A 12645-nucleotide genomic window follows, 5' to 3' on the forward strand; every position below is an offset into this window, starting at 1 on the left:
CCTGTCCGATTATGGCCAGAGGCCATGGCGCGGGCGAGGCTGGCATGTTCACAGGACTGGTTCAGGCCATCGGACGACTGCAGCGGCGGTCCGGCGGTCTGGTGATCGAAGGATGCGCTCCATTCGCTCCTCTGGCGCTTGGTGACAGCGTCGCCGTCGATGGGGTCTGCCTCACGGTGGCTGAACTCTGCGGCGACGGATTTCGCGCTGATGTCAGTGAGGAGACCCTCAAACGAACCACCCTGGGAGCCAAGGCGGAGCGAGGCGGGGCCGTCAATCTTGAGCCAGCCCTGCGCCTCAGTGATCGTCTTGGTGGTCATCTCGTCAGTGGCCACGTCGATGCCTGTGCGCAGGTGATGGCGATCGATGCTCTCCCCCAGTCCTGGGAGCTGGAGCTGCGCTGGGATGATCCCGGCTTCGGGCGCTACATCTGCGATAAGGCCAGCATCGCCGTCGATGGCATCAGTCTCACGGTGGCCCGTTGCGCAGCGGACGGATCCCATTTCACCCTGGCTGTGATTCCCCACACCTGGAGCATCACGACGCTGAGCCATCGCGCCGTTGGGGATCGCGTCAATCTTGAAGCCGATCAGTTGGCCCGCTATGCCGAACGCTTGATTCAAAGCGGCGCAGACGATCCGAGCGAGCAGTCGTCAGCACCGGTGAATCCACCGCTGTCAGCGGATTGGCTGAGTGCCCATGGTTGGCAGTGAATCCGCCCTAACCGTCCGATTCGACCGGCTGACTGCTGGGCTCGGCAGACTCCTGCTCAACGGGAAGAAGCCAGATCGAGCCGGAATCACGATGGAGTTCAATCTTGAATTCCTGGCCCGGTTCCAATCCGAGACGACGGGTGTAGGCGTGGCCGATTAAAAGGTTGCCGTTTCCGTGCACCCTTGTGCGGAACTCGGCCTGACGCCCTCGGGTTCCATTGCTGCCGCCGTTGCTGGAGGGAACCTTGTACCCCTTCGCTTCCACAAGGGCTCGATAGAAACTCTTGCGCAGCACCCGGCCACTGGGGCCGACGTAGCCGCAGCCACGAGCAATTTCGTCCTCTGGCCTGTTGCTCAGAGATCTGGCTTTGTCGAGTAATTCCTTGCCGATCAGCATTTTGACAACTGATTCAACTGAATTCTGGCGTCGCTTCTCAATGCTGGCAAGGGATCAGAGCAGATAAAGGATCACAAACAGGATCACCCAGATGCCGTCGACGAAGTGCCAATAGAGCTCAGCTGCTTCGAGGGGGAAGGCATTGCTCCGGCTGACGCGACCCCCGTCAGGCCTGGCCTGCCACCAAACGATCAGGATCATCAGGGCGCCGAGGGTGACGTGAAGGCCATGAAACCCTGTGGCGGCAAAGAATGTGCTGGCGTAGAGGTTGTCGGTGAGGCCGAACGGAAGGGTGAAGTACTCGACCATCTGACTCACCAGAAACGCGATGCCCAGACCTGCTGAGACCAGCAGCCACTTGCGGCAAAGCGGGTTGTTCCCGAGATGCAGTGCCTTGCCTGCCCGATGGAAGGTGGCACTGCTGACCAGCAGGAGGACGGTGTTGAGGATGGGCAGGGGCAGTTCCAGCTCGTAGATGGCCCCGGCAGGCAGAGGATTCACCGCTTTGAAGGTGAGATAGGCAGCGAAGAAACCCGCAAAGGTCATGCCATCGGCAATCAGAAAGGTTGCCAACCCGAACATGCGGTGGTCGGCATGCTCCTCATGCCCGTGCTGGTGATGGTCCAACTGACCATCGCCTTGGGACTCGCCTTCATGGTTGACGGAGATGGTGGTTGTCATTTTCCGCTGCTCCAAAGGTCACTGCCGCTTGTGGCAGCAAGGTCGAACTGATCTGGGGAGACGCCGTAGCAGTAGGGCTCTTCAACCAAGGGGGCTTCGCCGATCCAGTTCTCCACGGGGGGTGGGGAGCTGGTCAGCCATTCCGGCGTCAAGGCATTCCAGGGGTTGTCTCCGGCCGGTTGCCCTTTGAAAGCGCTGTGCACCACGTTCCAGAGGAAGGGAAGGGTGCTGATCGCCATCAGCAGGGCGCCCACGGAACTGATCTGATTGATCAGGGCGAACTGGGGGTCGTATTCCGCAACCCGCCTTGGCATTCCGTTCAGGCCCAGCCAGTGCTGGGGGCCGAAGCAAAGGTTGAAACCGATAAACGTCAGTGCGAAGTGAAGACGCCCGAGGTCCTCATTGAGCATCCGTCCCGTGAACTTCGGATACCAGTGGTAGATGGACGCAAAGATCACGAACACCGACCCTCCGAAGACGATGTAGTGAAAGTGGGCCACCACGAAGTAGGTGTCGTGGACATGAATGTCGAACGGAACCTGAGCCAGAGCGACTCCTGTGATTCCACCGAGCACGAAATTAACGATGAAGCCACAGGAAAACAGCACTGCGCTGTTGAGGCTGATCCGACCACCCCAGAGGGTTGCCAGCCAGTTGAAGAACTTGATGCCGGTCGGCACGGCGATGAAGGCAGTGGCGATTGTGAAGAACAGGCGCATCCAGGGAGGCGTTCCACTGGTGAACATGTGGTGAGCCCAGACGATCAGGCCCAGAACGACAATGGCCATGATCGAATAAACCATGGTGGTGTAGCCGAACAGAGGCTTCCTGGCATGAATGGGCAGGATCTCACTGACCAGCCCGAAGGCCGGCAGAACCATGATGTAAACCGCAGGGTGCGAGTAAAACCAGAACAGGTGCTGATAGACAACAACATTGCCGCCGAGGGTGGGATTGAAAAATCCTGTGTGGGCAACGATGTCGAAGCTCAGAAGCACCAGAGTGCCTGCCAGAACCGGCGTTGACAGCACCACCAGAAGACTGGTGCCCAACATGGCCCAGCAATACATCGGCAACTGCATCAGTTTCAAGCCTGGTCGCCGAAGTTTCAGGATTGTTGCGATGAAATTGATTCCACCGAAGATGGAACTTCCACCAAGAAGCAGAACACTCAGAATCCAGATGATCTGCCCTGTCGCTGGTGTTGTGATGCTCAACGGCGGATAGGCGGTCCAGCCTGATTGAGCAGCCCCAGTGATGAAATAACTGCTGATCAAAAGCAGTCCGGCCGGTGGAATCAGCCAGAAGGCCACCGCATTCAATCGAGGGAATGCCATATCCCTCGCTCCGACATAGAAAGGGATCAAATAGTTCCCGAAAGCACCATTAACAACCGGGACGATCCAGAGAAAAATCATCACCGTGCCGTGAAGCGTGAGGACCTGGTTGTAAACATCACGCGCCATGAAATCGGCGACGGGGCTGGCCAGCTCGGTTCTGATCGCGCCTGCCAAAGCTCCGCCGATCAGATAGAAGAGAAATCCACAGACCAAGTACTGCAAGCCAATCACCTTGTGATCGACGCTGAAACTGAAATACCTCAGCCAACCTGTTGGCTGAAGCCTTGGCGAACGTTCGGTTCCGGTGTCTGGATGGAGGGCGACAGTCATCTCAGGTGTTGGTTGGGGCTGTTTCGGCGTTGGCTGTTTCGGAGGTGGCCATCTCTGTCGCCAGGTCTGGTTTGGCATTGCTGCTGAACCAGGCGTCCCAGGCGTCCGGTTCATCGACAACCACGGTGGATCTCATGCCGCCGTGATACGGACCGCAGAGCTCAGCGCAGACGATCGGGTAACGCCCCGGGCGGGTTGGCGTGAAGCTCAGTTGCGTTGGTTGGCCGGGGATGACGTCCTGCTTAAGACGAAATTCCGGGACCCAAAACGCATGGATCACGTCCTTGGCCTCCAGTCGGAGCGTGACCGGGCGGCCGGCGGGAACGTGCAACTCTCCGGCTGTGATGTCTCCATCGGGGTAATGGAACAGAAAGGCGAACTGCATGGCTGTCACCTCGATCGGCAAGGCATCGACAACGCCGGCATCGACGGTGCCCGAACTGATTCCTCCCCAAATCCGTTCCTCTGCCATCCCGGCCTCGGTCATCCCTGCGGAGTGGTCATGGGCAAGGGGAACCATGCCGCCCATCCGGTCGTAGATGTCGTAGCTGTAAAGGCCGACGAACAGAACGACAACGGCGGGAACGGCTGTCCAGAAAATTTCCAGCGGAAGATTGCCTTCGATGGCGATGCCATCGCCGAGCTGCCCCGGTCGACGTCTGAAACGCACCAGGCTGAACACCAACAGTCCGATGATGCCGATGAAAAGAATGGCCCCAATCGTGAACAAAACCTGAAAAAGTTCGTCGTAGATCGGAGCATTCACGCTGGCATCAATCGGCAGAAGATTGATGTTCTGGCCAATCCACATCCCGCCAAGGACAAGGACCATGCCGATGACAAGAGTGATGATTGCTGAAGGGATCTGCAATTCCTTCATCCCTGACTGCGTTCAGCCTATGGAGCCTGGTTGTGAACTCCATGGTGCGATTGTTAAGGCCGCCTGAAAATCGTCTGATTTGATCCATTTCCGCTTGATTTGACTGAACACGTGTCAGCAAAAGTGGATTAATTCTCTTTTCAGGATGTTGCAGTCGTCCATACAACGTGCCGCTTAGGAGGCAATCGCTACGGTCCGATTAACGCTCCGGGAATCACCCCGGGCGGAGATGCCTCGATGACTGTTTCATCCACGTCTCCAGTTCGGCGGCGTCTGGCCCTTCTGTCTGCTCATCTCGTGGTTGCCTTGATTGCCCTTGTGGTGATCGGTGGTGCCACTCGCGTCATGGAGGCGGGTCTGGCATGTCCGGACTGGCCCCTCTGTTATGGCACCCTGCTGCCGGGACGGCAGATGAATGTCCAGGTTTTCCTGGAGTGGTTTCACCGTTTGGATGCCTTCGTCGTTGGTGTTGCCTTGCTCGTGATGGCGACTGCTTCGGTTGTCTGGAGACGTCTCCTTCCCCAATGGCTCCCCTGGCTCTGCACGGGGCTGGTCTGTCTCGTCGCACTGCAGGGAGGTCTTGGAGCTCTGACCGTCCTGCAGTTGTTGCCATCCGGCATCGTGACGGCTCATTTGGCCCTGGCTCTCACCCTCGTCGTGCTGATGAGTGGACTGACTCAGCGGTTGCTTCAACCCTCCGCGGATGACTCCCCCCTCTGGTGGCGTCTCTTCTCCGGTTTCGCCCTGGTTGGTGTTGTCAGTCAGAGCCTGCTGGGAGCACGGATGGCGACGTCCTGGGCCGCTCAGCGGTGCCTTTTCGACGGTGAAAACTGCCGCTGGTTGCTGTGGCATCGCTCGATGGCAACTCCTGTTGCATCTCTGGTGCTTCTGTTCGTGGTCACGGCACTGATCGCTGGGGGTTGGAGTCGCCGTCAGTGGCCCTTTCTGCTCGGCCTGAGCCTGCTTGTCAGCGCCCAGGTGGCATTGGGTGTGTTGACCATGCGCCTGGGTCTGTCTCAGCCCGGCGTCACCGTCGCCCATCAATTGGTGGCTGCTCTGCTCGTCGCCCTGCTCGCCGCCCTGGTGGCCAGGCGTCCACAGACGTCAACTTCCCCTCTTCCCGTCGTCCTCGACGACACCCCCATGGAGCCTTGTCATGGCTAGTTCGGTCTCTGTTTCTGCCACGCCTACCCGTGAGGAGGTGGTTCCATCACGCAAGAGGGTCAAGCTCCCTCCCTGGCTTGAGGTGGCCAAGCCTCGTCTGATTCCCCTGTTGCTCGCCACAACGCTCGGGGGGATGGCGCTGACGGAGGGATGGCCCCTGTCCTCTCCCCGTCTCGTCTGCACCTTGGGTGGTGGTGCGCTGGCTTCAGCTGCTGCCGGTGTCCTCAATTGCCTGTGGGAACAGGATCTTGATGCCCGCATGGCGAGAACAAGCGGCCGGGCCCTGCCGTCGGGTCGTCTCTCGCCAACCAGTGCCTTCATCGGTGCGATCGCCTGCACGTTGACGGCGGCCATGCTGCTCGTCAGCGGGGTGAACTGTCTCGCCGCCGGACTCTCCCTGCTTGGTCTTTGCAGCTATGTCCTCCTGTACACAGCACTGCTCAAACCGCGCACGCCTCAGAACATCGTGATCGGTGGTGTTGCAGGAGCCATCCCCCCCCTGGTTGGCGCTGCTGCCGCCACGGGGCACATCGGCCTCGGTGGCTGGTGGCTCTTCGCTCTTGTGATGGTCTGGACCCCAGCCCACTTCTGGGCTCTGGCCCTGCTGCTTAAGGAGGATTATCGATCCGTCGGCATCCCGATGCTTCCGGTCGTCAAGGGACCCGTCGTCACGGCACGGGCCATTCACCGGTATGGCTGGGCCACCGTCCTCCTCAGCGGTTTCGGCATCTGGGCCCTGCCTTCGGGGGGGATCTTCTACGGAATGATGTTGCTGCCGTTCAACGGACGCCTTCTGCAGATGGTGAATCGGTTGGGGTCAGATCCGGACAGCCTGCCCGGCGCCAAAGGTCTGTTTCGCTGGTCGATTCTTTACCTGTTCGGGATCTGTCTGTTGCTGGTGCTCAGTCGAACGTCCCAGGCCAGTCTTTTTGACCAGCAGGTCTGGTCGCTGGTGACCCAACTGCAGACCGGTTGAGCCTTCTTAAAGTCGACTTCCCAGACAGAATTACCAGACGACAACATCGCAATGGCGTTGATTGAACTGCGTCAGATCCACAAGTCCTATGGCGCTGTCGTCGCTCTTCGGGATCTCTCTCTGAAGGTTCCTGAGGGTTGTCTGTTCGGTCTGCTCGGCCCCAACGGGGCCGGTAAGACAACAATGCTCAGAATCCTGGCCACCCTTCTGGCACCCGACAGCGGAAAGGTTCTGGTAGCTGGTGTCGATGCCCTTGAGCAGCCGAGAGCTGTCAGACAGATGCTTGGCTACGTGGCTCAGGAGGTGGCGATCGACAAGATTCTCACCGGTCGAGAGCTGCTCCAACTTCAAGGCGATCTTCACCACCTGAGGTCAATCGATCGCGATTCCCGCATCGTTGATCTCATCGACCGCCTTGGGATGGGTGACTGGATCGATCGTCGTTGTGGCACCTATTCCGGAGGCATGCGCAGGCGTTTGGATCTGGCAGCCGGACTTCTGCATCAACCCAAACTGCTCGTTCTTGATGAGCCCACTGTCGGGCTGGATATCGAGAGTCGGACTGCCATCTGGGAGCTGCTTCAACGACTGGTCTCAGAAGGCACCAGTGTGCTGCTGAGCAGTCATTACCTCGAGGAGGTTGAGGCCCTTGCCGATCGCATGGCCATCATTGATGACGGCTGCGTGATCGCCGAGGGTGCGCCCGATGAGCTCAAACGGCGCCTCGGGGGTGACCGTGTCACCTTGCGGGTCCGGGAGTTCAGCAACCAGGAGGAGGCTTTCCTGGTTCGGGACCTGCTCGAGCAGGTCGACGGGGTTCGTCAGGTTGTGATCAATCGTGCCCAGGGCTACTCCCTCAATCTTGTGATCGAGGACGACCCTGTCATCGCCCGTCTGCGTGATCGTCTGGCGCACGAAGGCCTCTCTGTGTTCGCTCTCGCACAGAGCCGGCCAAGCCTTGATGATGTGTACCTGCAGGCCACGGGCCGCACGCTAATGGATGCGGAACTCGCCACTGCAGGACAGCGCGACGTCAAGCAGGAACGGCGCCAGTCGATGCGTTGAACATGTTTGTTGCCCACCTTCCAACCCGTGCTGCCTGATCGATGACCACGCCGAGCCTTCAAGCCCCAGTCGCTCCCAAGGCACCCAGTGCCCTCTCGGAACTCAGTCAGGAAACCCTGGCCCTGACCCGACGTCTGTTCCTGCAGCTTGCTCGCCGACCGTCCACCCTGGTGGCAGGAATCCTGCAGCCATTGATCTGGCTGATTCTGTTCAGCGCATTGTTTGCGAAGGCTCCGGACGGCCTGTTGCCAGGCGGATTGAGTTACGGCCGTTTCCTCGGCGCCGGAGTGATCGTGTTCACGGCATTCAGCGGTGCTCTCAATGCCGGGCTGCCGGTGATGTTCGACCGTGAATTTGGATTCCTCAACCGGTTGCTGGTGGCGCCACTTCGAAGTCGCAGTTCGATCGTGCTGGCCTCAGTGATCTACATCACGGTGATCAGCCTGCTGCAGAGTCTGGCGATCATGGGAACGGCAGCTATTCTCGGTTACGGCTGGCCAGGGACAGGAGGTCTCGCTCTCGTGGTCTTCAGCCTGTTGTTGCTGGTGTTCGCTGTCACTGCCTTGAGCCTCGGGCTGGCCTTTGCCCTGCCGGGTCATATCGAGCTCATCGCTGTCATTTTCGTGGCCAACCTGCCGTTGCTGTTCGCCAGCACGGCCCTGGCACCCCTGTCCTTCATGCCGTCCTGGTTGGGCTGGCTTGCATCACTGAATCCACTTACCTTCGCGATAGAACCCATCCGGGCTGCTTACAGCGGTCCAGTTGATCTCTCGTCAGTCCTGCTGGAGGCTCCTTACGGACAGCTCACCGGTTTTCACTGTCTGACGGTCCTGATGGTGCTCACAGTCGGATTGTTTCTCCTGATCCGTCCTCTGCTCAACCGAAAGCTCTCCTGAATCCGTGCCGACTTCCCCGTTTCAGCAACCCTCGTCTCGACGGAATGCTCTCGCCAGCTTGATTGAGGAGGCTGATCGGCACGGCGATGCTCGGCGATTGCTCCTCTTGCGGAGTCAGTGGGCCCATCGCTACGGGGTCGACTCGATGCCAGTTCTCTCAGTGCCAACGCCATTGATGGCAGACGAGCCGATCGCGGAGGTGGACACCGCGGAGACGGAGACTGCGGATGTGGGGACAGTGGATGTGGGGACAGTTGATCTGGAGATCACGGAGGTGGCGACCGCGGATGTTGCGACTGAGGAGGCTCTGAGCGATGACCTGCCCGTGAGCGATCAGCCCGCGATTGATGAGCCTCAGATTGAACAGCCCGAGTTTGAACAGCCCGAGAACGAAACGTCTGGGCTTGATCATCTCAAGCTCGATGCTCTGGAGCATGATCAGCTCAAGTTGGAGGATCCCAGTGCGACAGAGCCCGTGCTGGACGAGTCAACGCTTGAAGAGGGAGAGCTCGAACGGTCCATGGATGATTCATCTGCAGCCGATCCATCGCCCGAGCCCATGTCGTCGCGGCCCTTTGAACCGGTTCGTTCGATCCCTGCTGCGGTTTCCATCCCAGCTCCACCGATCAGCACGCCCCGCTCGCTGCGTCGCTGGCTTCCCGGCGCTGACGACCAGCTTCCCAAAGCATCCTGATCCACGATGCTGATGACAGCCGAAGACCTGGATGGAGGACTGATCGTCTCCGTTCAAGCACCTCCAGGTTCACCAATGCGCGACCCCGAGGTCATCGCAGCGATGGCCGAGGCGTCCTTGCGCAATGGTGCTGTGGGTGTTCGTCTTGAGAGTCCGGAACACATCGGAGCTGTGCGCCGGCGCTGCCCAGACGCTTTGATCATCGGACTGTGGAAGCGAACCTTCCCCGACAGCTCGGTGTACATCACGCCGGGCTGGCGCGAGATTCAAGCAGTCTGGTCCGCTGGTGCCGACGTGGTAGCCGTTGATGCGACGTCCCGTTTCCGGCCGGATGGCCAACGTCTCGAGGATCTGATTCAGCGATGCCGCGACGAATTGCGGGCTCCGCTGATGGCCGATGTCGATTCCGTCGAGAACGGTTTGCAGGCTGCTGAACTGGGTTGCGAGTGGGTTGGAACCACGCTGTTCGGCTACACGGAAGAGACGTCAGATTGCAGTCCGCCGGGACTCACCCTGCTTCCGAGTTTTCGTCAAAAGCTGAAGCCATCCGTCCGTCTGATCTGTGAAGGCGGTATCGCAACGCCGCAGGCTGCCCGCTCCGCCCTTGAGGCCGGAGCGGACAACGTTGTCGTCGGAACGGCGATCACCGGAGTGGATCTGCAGGTGGCCGCCTATTGCCAGGGCATGGCTTGCTGATCACATCATTCCGGGCATGCCCATACCTCCCATGCCGCCCATTCCAGGCATGCCCATGCCTCCCATGCCGCCCATTCCAGGCATGCCCATGCCACCCATACCCCCCATGCCGCCCATGGGGTCTCCGCCACCGTCCGGTCCCGGGGCTGCCGGAGGTTCGGGTTTGTCAGCGATCACCACTTCCGTTGTGATCAGCAGGGCAGCAATGGACACGGCATCCTGAACAGCGAGACGAACCACCTTGGCGGCGTCCACGATTCCTGAGGCCAGCAGGTCTTCGAACGTGCCGGTCATGGCATTGAAACCCTGTCCGGTGGAGCGCATCTCGGCGATCACAACATCACCATTGCGTCCGGCATTAGCGGCAATTTGATGGACAGGGGCCGTCAGCGCCCTCTGGACAATCTCGACCCCGGTGCGCAATTCGCCACTGAGGCTTGCCGCCAGAGTGTCGAGGCTGTCGGACAGCTGCAGAAGGGTGCTGCCGCCGCCAGCGACGATGCCTTCCTCAACGGCGGCGCGGGTGGCATTCAGGGCATCTTCGATCCGTAATTTCCTGTTCTTGAGTTCGGTCTCCGTGGGAGCCCCAACCTTGATGACGGCGACGCCACCAGCCAATTTGGCAATCCGCTCGTTCAGCTTTTCCTTGTCGTAGTCGGAATCGGTTGCATCCAGCTCCCGCTTGATGGAGGCAACGCGATCTGCAACGGCACTGCGATGGTCGTCATTGGCGACGATCGTGGTGCTCTCCTTGCTGATCGTGATGCGCCGTGCCTTGCCCAGATCAGCCAGGGTCACCTTGTCGAGGGTCATGGCCCGGTCTTCGCTGATCACCGTGCCTCCCGTCAGGATTGCGATGTCTGCCAGAGCGGCCTTGCGGCGTTCCCCGAACGATGGCGCTCTCACCGCTGCAACCTGAAGTACGCCTCTGTTCTTGTTCACAACGAGGGTGGCGAGGGCTTCCCCTTCCACTTCTTCAGCAAGGATCAACAGGGGTGATCCACCGTTCTGTACCTCTTCAAGAACAGGGACCAGATCAGCGACGGAACTGATCTTGCGATCCGTGAGCAGGATCAGGGGATTGTCGAATTCACAGATCTGACGGTCACCGTCTGTGACGAAGTAAGGGGAGCTGTAGCCGCGATCAAAGGCCATCCCTTCGGTGACTTCCAGTTCGGTCGCCAGAGACTTGGATTCCTCCACCGTGATGACGCCATCGACGCTGACGCGATCCATGGCTTCGGCCACCATGGCGCCGACTTCCTCATCGCCTCCTGAGCTGACGGTGGCAACCTGTCTGATGGCGTCACCAGCCACACTCTGACTCCGTTCTGCCAGGTTGCTGATCACCTGCGCAACCGCTTTTTCCATGCCACGGCGGAGCTCCACAGGGCTGGCGCCGGCTGCGGTGTTGCGCAGGCCTTCGCGGACCATCGCCTGGGCCAGAACGGTGGCCGTTGTGGTCCCATCTCCAGCCTTGTCCTTGGTTTTGGAAGCCACCTGCTGAATCAGCTTGGCGCCAAGGTTCTCGAACGGGTCGTCGAGTTCGATCTCTCTGGCGATCGTGTCGCCGTCATTGACGATGTCAGGAGCGCCGAATTTCTTTTCGAGAACCACATTGCGGCCTCGGGGGCCGATGGTGACGCGAACGGCGTCTGCGAGGGCATCGACACCACGTTCGAGGGAGCTGCGGGAGTCGTCGGAAAAGGAAAGAAGTTTGGCCATGGTCTCGGATCCGCCATTGATCAATGTCCCACAGCGGACAGGCCGTCGTGGAGAGCGTTGATGGTGGGGAAAGCCGAATGGCCCTGATCCGGGTGATGCCGTGCCAGCACTGGCTGATTAACGTCGAGGCATGGCCGACTCCGGTGCGCTGTTTTTTGTTCTGATGGCTGGCCTCGCCGCATCGATGGCGCTCGTCTATGTCCCCCTCAGGATTTTTCTGACGGCAACGGCACGAAGCCGAAGGTTGAGGTTGCTGCAGCGCATCCGCCGTCTTCGCGATGAGTTGGCGCAGCCGCTTGAGCTGTAGTGCTCAGGCCATCACCATTCCGCCATCGACCTGCAGCACCTGTCCAGTGATGTAGGCCGCGGCTGGATCGGCGGCCAGAAAACGCACGGCTCCAGCAACCTGCTCCTGCGTCCCGAAGGTTCCCAGGGGGATGTCACGAAGAATGGCGTCGGCATCCAGACCTTTGGTCATATCGGTGGCGATGAAACCGGGGGCCACCGCATTCACCGTGATGCCGCGGCTGGCCAGTTCCTTGGCCGTGCTGCGGGTCAGTCCAACAACCCCCGCCTTGGCCGCTGCGTAGTTCGCTTGGCCGGCATTCCCCATCAGGCCCACCACCGATGTGATGTTGATGATTCGACCACTTTTCTGCTTGAGCATCGGACGTGCGACGGCACGACTGCACAGGAACACCCCTGTGAGGTTGAGATCAATCACCGCCTGCCAGTCGCTGGTTTTCATGCGCATCAGCAGGCCGTCCCGCGTGATCCCGGCGTTGTTCACGAGAACATCCAGTCGACCGCTGCGCTCCAGCACGGTTTTGAACAGGGTTTCCACGTCGTCTTCGAGCGACACATTCGCCTGCAGCGCGTAGGCCTTGCCGCCTCCCTCCCTGATCAGGCCGACGACCTCTTCAGCGGCTCCTGCGGAACTGGAATAGTTCACCACCACTTCAGCCCCTGCGTCTGCCAACGCAAGCGCGACGGCGCGGCCGATGCCCCGTCCGCCTCCCGTCACCAGTGCGGTCTGACCGGCGATCGAAGCAGGGGTGGTCATGAAGAGCTTTGAGCTCGCAGGATCG

Annotated in this window: 15 protein-coding genes; 9 read left to right on the forward strand and 6 right to left on the reverse strand. The window is 60.0% G+C overall.

The window, feature by feature from the left end; translation table 11 throughout:
* The first annotated feature begins 44 nt into the window (after positions 1-44).
* On the forward strand, positions 45-713 hold the full coding sequence (locus KR100_RS04330; protein WP_038547915.1) for a riboflavin synthase: 669 nt from the start codon (positions 45-47) through the stop codon (positions 711-713).
* A 7-nt stretch (positions 714-720) separates the two neighbouring features.
* On the opposite strand, the gene KR100_RS04335 is transcribed toward KR100_RS04330, so the two are convergent.
* Genes KR100_RS04335 through KR100_RS04350 form a run of 4 tightly spaced genes read right to left on the reverse strand, consistent with a single transcriptional unit; the run spans position 721 to position 4332 of the window.
* A complete protein-coding gene (locus tag KR100_RS04335; protein WP_038543492.1) occupies positions 721-1110 on the reverse strand; it encodes an AbrB family transcriptional regulator in 390 nt (129 codons plus the stop codon).
* Positions 1111-1164: 54 nt separating this feature from the next.
* A complete protein-coding gene (locus tag KR100_RS04340; protein ID WP_038543494.1) occupies positions 1165-1791 on the reverse strand; it encodes a cytochrome c oxidase subunit 3 in 627 nt (208 codons plus the stop codon).
* Positions 1788-3461: a cytochrome c oxidase subunit I gene (ctaD, locus tag KR100_RS04345; protein ID WP_038543496.1), complete on the reverse strand. Its 1674-nt coding sequence runs from the start codon at positions 3459-3461 to the stop codon at positions 1788-1790. The genes KR100_RS04340 and ctaD overlap by 4 nt, the downstream gene beginning before the upstream one ends.
* A 1-nt stretch (position 3462) precedes the next feature.
* Positions 3463-4332 carry a cytochrome c oxidase subunit II gene (locus tag KR100_RS04350; protein ID WP_051847609.1) on the reverse strand — a complete coding sequence of 290 codons (870 nt, stop codon included), beginning with the start codon at positions 4330-4332 and terminating at the stop codon, positions 3463-3465.
* Positions 4333-4578: 246 nt separating this feature from the next.
* Here KR100_RS04350 and KR100_RS04355 point away from each other — a divergent pair, with 246 nt between their 5' ends.
* The 6 genes from KR100_RS04355 to KR100_RS04380 are packed head-to-tail and all read left to right on the forward strand — an operon-like array spanning position 4579 to position 9832.
* The gene (locus tag KR100_RS04355) at positions 4579-5505 is read left to right on the forward strand and encodes a heme A synthase (protein WP_038543498.1); all 927 of its coding nucleotides are present in this window, start codon (positions 4579-4581) and stop codon (positions 5503-5505) included.
* Positions 5498-6481 (forward strand): heme o synthase, encoded by a 984-nt coding sequence (locus KR100_RS04360; RefSeq protein ID WP_038543500.1) that lies wholly within the window; start codon positions 5498-5500, stop codon positions 6479-6481. Before KR100_RS04355 ends, KR100_RS04360 begins: the two co-directional genes overlap by 8 nt.
* 51 nt (positions 6482-6532) lie before the next feature.
* Positions 6533-7546, forward strand: a complete 1014-nt coding sequence (locus tag KR100_RS04365; RefSeq protein WP_038543502.1) for an ATP-binding cassette domain-containing protein — start codon at positions 6533-6535, stop codon at positions 7544-7546.
* Positions 7547-7587: 41 nt separating this feature from the next.
* The gene (locus KR100_RS04370; protein WP_038543503.1) at positions 7588-8442 is read left to right on the forward strand and encodes an ABC transporter permease; all 855 of its coding nucleotides are present in this window, start codon (positions 7588-7590) and stop codon (positions 8440-8442) included.
* A 4-nt stretch (positions 8443-8446) separates the two neighbouring features.
* Positions 8447-9136 (forward strand): hypothetical protein, encoded by a 690-nt coding sequence (locus tag KR100_RS04375; protein WP_156097906.1) that lies wholly within the window; start codon positions 8447-8449, stop codon positions 9134-9136.
* Between the two features lie 6 nt (positions 9137-9142).
* Positions 9143-9832, forward strand: a complete 690-nt coding sequence (locus tag KR100_RS04380; RefSeq protein ID WP_038543507.1) for an N-acetylmannosamine-6-phosphate 2-epimerase — start codon at positions 9143-9145, stop codon at positions 9830-9832.
* Here KR100_RS04380 and groL read toward each other — a convergent pair whose 3' ends face one another.
* The gene (groL, locus tag KR100_RS04385; RefSeq protein ID WP_038547921.1) at positions 9833-11557 is read right to left on the reverse strand and encodes a chaperonin GroEL; all 1725 of its coding nucleotides are present in this window, start codon (positions 11555-11557) and stop codon (positions 9833-9835) included.
* Between the two features lie 23 nt (positions 11558-11580).
* Between groL and KR100_RS16290 the strand changes: the two genes are divergently transcribed.
* Together KR100_RS16290 and KR100_RS16485 are read left to right on the forward strand one after the other, a co-directional pair.
* Entirely contained in the window at positions 11581-11721 is a 141-nt protein-coding gene (locus KR100_RS16290; RefSeq protein ID WP_162176478.1) for a hypothetical protein, read from the forward strand.
* Complete coding sequence (locus KR100_RS16485) at positions 11688-11864, forward strand: hypothetical protein (RefSeq protein ID WP_156097907.1); 177 nt, start codon at positions 11688-11690, stop codon at positions 11862-11864. Before KR100_RS16290 ends, KR100_RS16485 begins: the two co-directional genes overlap by 34 nt.
* 3 nt (positions 11865-11867) lie before the next feature.
* On the opposite strand, the gene fabG is transcribed toward KR100_RS16485, so the two are convergent.
* Positions 11868-12620, reverse strand: a complete 753-nt coding sequence (gene fabG / locus KR100_RS04390) for a 3-oxoacyl-[acyl-carrier-protein] reductase (protein WP_038543509.1) — start codon at positions 12618-12620, stop codon at positions 11868-11870.
* Positions 12621-12645: the final 25 nt, after the last annotated feature.

It is taken from the genome of Synechococcus sp. KORDI-100 (genome assembly GCF_000737535.1).
GTDB lineage: Bacteria > Cyanobacteriota > Cyanobacteriia > PCC-6307 > Cyanobiaceae > Parasynechococcus.

Coding starts and splice junctions, on each gene's coding strand:
- KR100_RS04330 (WP_038547915.1), top strand. CDS start 45: ATGTTCACAGGACTGGTTCAGGCCATCGGACGACTGCAGCGGCGGTCC.
- KR100_RS04335 (WP_038543492.1), bottom strand. CDS start 1,110: ATGCTGATCGGCAAGGAATTACTCGACAAAGCCAGATCTCTGAGCAAC.
- KR100_RS04340 (WP_038543494.1), bottom strand. CDS start 1,791: ATGACAACCACCATCTCCGTCAACCATGAAGGCGAGTCCCAAGGCGAT.
- ctaD (WP_038543496.1), bottom strand. CDS start 3,461: ATGACTGTCGCCCTCCATCCAGACACCGGAACCGAACGTTCGCCAAGG.
- KR100_RS04355 (WP_038543498.1), top strand. CDS start 4,579: ATGACTGTTTCATCCACGTCTCCAGTTCGGCGGCGTCTGGCCCTTCTG.
- KR100_RS04360 (WP_038543500.1), top strand. CDS start 5,498: ATGGCTAGTTCGGTCTCTGTTTCTGCCACGCCTACCCGTGAGGAGGTG.
- KR100_RS04365 (WP_038543502.1), top strand. CDS start 6,533: ATGGCGTTGATTGAACTGCGTCAGATCCACAAGTCCTATGGCGCTGTC.
- KR100_RS04370 (WP_038543503.1), top strand. CDS start 7,588: ATGACCACGCCGAGCCTTCAAGCCCCAGTCGCTCCCAAGGCACCCAGT.
- KR100_RS04380 (WP_038543507.1), top strand. CDS start 9,143: ATGCTGATGACAGCCGAAGACCTGGATGGAGGACTGATCGTCTCCGTT.
- groL (WP_038547921.1), bottom strand. CDS start 11,557: ATGGCCAAACTTCTTTCCTTTTCCGACGACTCCCGCAGCTCCCTCGAA.
- KR100_RS16290 (WP_162176478.1), top strand. CDS start 11,581: ATGTCCCACAGCGGACAGGCCGTCGTGGAGAGCGTTGATGGTGGGGAA.
- KR100_RS16485 (WP_156097907.1), top strand. CDS start 11,688: ATGGCCGACTCCGGTGCGCTGTTTTTTGTTCTGATGGCTGGCCTCGCC.
- fabG (WP_038543509.1), bottom strand. CDS start 12,620: ATGACCACCCCTGCTTCGATCGCCGGTCAGACCGCACTGGTGACGGGA.